This is a genomic window from Nocardia sp. NPDC004722 (genome assembly GCF_053601505.1).
Genome location: NZ_JBSGBY010001089.1, coordinates 1 through 1242 on the forward strand (window position 1 = coordinate 1; position 1242 = coordinate 1242).

2 protein-coding genes are annotated in these 1242 nt (G+C 72.2%); one reads left to right on the plus strand and one right to left on the minus strand.

The genetic code is table 11. From position 1 onward, the window contains the following. On the minus strand, window positions 1–857 hold an 857-nt coding region (locus tag ACWELQ_RS45930; protein WP_452403234.1), incomplete at its 3' end, for an SDR family NAD(P)-dependent oxidoreductase. A gap of 70 nt (window positions 858–927) precedes the next feature. Here ACWELQ_RS45930 and ACWELQ_RS45935 point away from each other — a divergent pair. After that, the gene (locus tag ACWELQ_RS45935; protein ID WP_452403235.1) at window positions 928–1176 is read left to right on the plus strand and encodes a helix-turn-helix domain-containing protein; all 249 of its coding nucleotides are present in this window, start codon (window positions 928–930) and stop codon (window positions 1174–1176) included. Window positions 1177–1242 lie beyond the last annotated feature (66 nt).

Consider the following 1242-nt stretch of genomic DNA (forward strand, 5'->3'; position numbering starts at 1 on the left):
GGTTGGCCCGCACCGTCGTTCGGGGACCAGGGCAGGACCTTGCCGAAGCGGACGAGCTGGCCGTAGTGGGCCGGATCGAGCGGGGCTCGGACCAGGTCGAGCAGCGCGGTCGCGGCCTGGGCGGGGGTCGGGGCGGCATCGACGTTCCACCACAGCGCCGAAGTCGGAGTGTTGATCATGCCGGGGCAGACGGCCGCCAGCAGGATGCCGCGGGCGAGGTCGGTGTCGCGGCGCTCGGCCGCGAGGGCACGCACGGCGGCGACCTGGGCGATCTTGGAGGGGATATTGACGAAGCCTGGCCAGGCGCCGGAGCGGGCGCTGCCGTCGGCGACGGCGTCGCGCCAGGCCGCCACCTGGCGGTCGACCTCGTCGAGGGACTCGAGGGCGTCGAAACGGTTGTGCAGCACCGGGGCCAGCTGATGCAGCGTGCCCAAGGAACTGGCGACGACGAGCAGCCGGGCGTCGTCGCGCAGCAGCGGGGCGAAGGCGCGCAGCAGGCGGGTGGTGCCGAAGTTGTTGACCTGCACGTAGTCTCCGACGATCGCGCGGGGATCGTCGTCGGGGCCGACCCGCATGACGGCATTGCCGATCACGATGTCGACGCCGCCGTGGCGGGAACGCAGTTGCGCCGCAAGGCGTTCGGCGGCCGTCGGGTCGGCCACGTCGAGGAGTTCGCCGCGCACCCGCGCGCCACCGGCGGGCATCGCCTCGACCGCCTCCTGCACACGGTCGAGGTTCCGGCCGGTCAGGTAGACGGTGTCGGCCGGGCCCAGCCGCTGGGCCAGGCCCTCGACGAGGGCCAGACCGAGACCCTGGGTGGCGCCGGTGACGAGTGCGACCTTGCTCATTTCGCTCATGCCCTCACGCTAGGAGCCGGACAGTCATGAGGGCAGCGAGATTTGTGCACGTCTGGTATGCGTAAATGTCATGACCTTCAGTGATGCGTCGCTGACCGCCCTGCGCGTGTTCCGTGAAGTGGCCGAACGCGGCACGCTCACCGCGGCGGCCACGGCGCTCGGCTATACCCAGTCCGCGGTGTCCCGGCAGATCGCGACCCTGGAGCGGGCCGCCGGAACCCCGCTGCTGCAGCGCCGCCACGACGGGGTGGAACTCACCCCGGCCGGTCGGGTGGTGGCCCGCCGGGCAGCGGCGGTGATCGACCAGATCGACGCGTGATCGCCGGTGCCGGAATCGATCTCGGGGACGGTTTCGTCTCCGCCCGGCTGGCCGGGGCGTCCGGGG

Bases quoted from the DNA above. Each gene is read 5' to 3' on its own strand.
- ACWELQ_RS45935 (WP_452403235.1), top strand. From the start codon at position 928: ATGACCTTCAGTGATGCGTCGCTGACCGCCCTGCGCGTGTTCCGTGAA.